The 1,902-nt window shown below is 38.8% G+C and carries 1 protein-coding gene and 1 pseudogene; both read right to left on the bottom strand.

The window, feature by feature from the left end; all coding sequences use genetic code 11:
* Positions 1-313: 313 nt before the first annotated feature.
* Positions 314-535 (bottom strand): annotated as a pseudogene (locus QUB33_RS29325) (Uma2 family endonuclease); the annotation flags it as partial.
* 51 nt (positions 536-586) lie between these two features.
* Positions 587-1,902, bottom strand: a 1,316-nt coding sequence (locus QUB33_RS29330) for an IS5 family transposase (protein WP_333358175.1), incomplete at its 5' end; no start/stop codon positions are given.

Here is a 1,902-nt window from a genome sequence, read left to right on the forward strand (position 1 = left end):
AGTTGTTGAGTAACAGCTTGCCGGATATTTAAAGGCAGCTACTTTTAGATGCGCTCGTTTTTTAGTCTAAACTCCAGAATGTGACATTTTTAGCTTGAATTGTTTGAACCATAATTCTAGCCTGTTAATTTTATGGGTAGTTATAATTTTATCCAATTTCCAGGTAATATCATGTCCCGTCGAGCGATAATAACAAAATTGGTTCGTAGCGAGGACCCAGAGTCCTAATTCAACTCGCTCGGACTTGCATTCCTTACTACGAAGTGGTAACGCTTACTTTAGCGAAGAGGATATAAGTCAAAGTAAAATTCTGCTAATTCCAAATTTTTTGTAAATTGAGAACAAATCCCGGCAAAACATTTTCTCCAGAAAGGGTGAGAGGAGATTGTAAAACTTCCACATCTTGACCGGGGCGATAAATTTCAACTTCCCGTTTTTTCCGGTTAATCAGCCAACCCAAACGGCAGCCATTTTCCATATATTCTTGCATTTTTTCCTGAGTCTTTTTCAAACTGTCGCTGGGCGAGACTAATTCGGGCTTGCTGAATAATCGATCGCAAATCAATAACAAGAGTGATCGATATATTCAAGCTCGGTTAAAAATAAGTTTTTTCTGTATCAATTGCCCCCAATTATAATTGGGGATTATTTCCCACCCAAAATTAGGTGTTCTTTTTCCAAATAGACATAAAAACATACAAAAAACCCGACGCCACCAGGTAGAAAGGTTCATGACTAAAAAAGTGATAGCAATAGCTGTTTGTGAAGTATTATCAAGTTGTGTCATCACTCGATTGAGACCGAATCTTCGTTTCCCTTGCCCAAATTTGCCCTCAATGGCATTGCGAATTCTCTCATCTTCCAACGCTTGCCTCTTTTTTTCTTTGCTGACATGGGATGGGGGTCTTCCTAGGGGTTGTCCACTGATTCTAATTCCTTTTTCATGACACCAAGCTCGGTTCTCTCTTGTACGATAAATTCGATCCGCATGAACTGATTCAGGATAGTGTCCTGTAAATTTATAATAGGCTTCTACTTGTGCTTTTAAGTCTCCTGATTCGTTAAAATTGTCCCAGCTCATCCGGTCTAAAAATACATATCCTTCAAAGCAGCTCGCTGAGATTTTAGCTCCAAATTCTACGCTTTTTCCGGCTTTTCCTCTGACTATGGGACGGATTTGGGGTTGGCTTAAACTTACTATTCTATCCTCAATACTCTGTTTATTGTTGTCAAACAACCATTGCTGTTGGCGATAGACTTCTGTGAGGACTAGCAAGGTTTTATATTGCTTTTTTTTCAGACCTTCTAGGGTCGCACCTGAATCGATTAGCTGTTCAATATGAGCTAAGTTTCTTTTGATATATTGAAGTTGTTTTTTAATTGCCTGTCTTCTTTTGTTTCGGGTGGGGCGTCTTTGTTTGGCTATTAATAAGTAATCTTTTCGGGCGATATTACGGTAGGTTCTTGGTTTTTTATTGGTTTTTTCTTTAATTTGTTTATACAGGAGGTCTATGATTTTTTCTGTATGAACTCTGGCTCCGTTTAATAGTCCTAAGTCGGTCGGATAACTAATATCGGCTGGGGCACAGGTTGCATCTCTGATTAATTTTCCGCGATTGGGTGACTCATTTTGGGCGTCCGAATCCTTTTTTTTTTCTGGTTTAACTGGGCTGATGGAGCGGATTTTCTCAACCATTCGTTCGTTGACTTTATTAATTAGGTTCGGACTAATTCTTTGCCGAAAATGAACTAATAGAGATGGGTCAAAGGCTAGCTCGTTACTGTAGCTTGATTGACCAATAAAGTATTGTAGATAGGGGTTTTCCAGGGTAAGCTCATCTAATTTGGTATAAATTGTACTTGACTTTAAGGGCAAGATATAAAAGAGCATCCTGTCAATAG

Origin of the sequence: Microcoleus sp. B3-A4, assembly GCF_036705385.1 — a bacterium.
In the GTDB taxonomy this organism is placed as follows: domain Bacteria; phylum Cyanobacteriota; class Cyanobacteriia; order Cyanobacteriales; family Microcoleaceae; genus Microcoleus.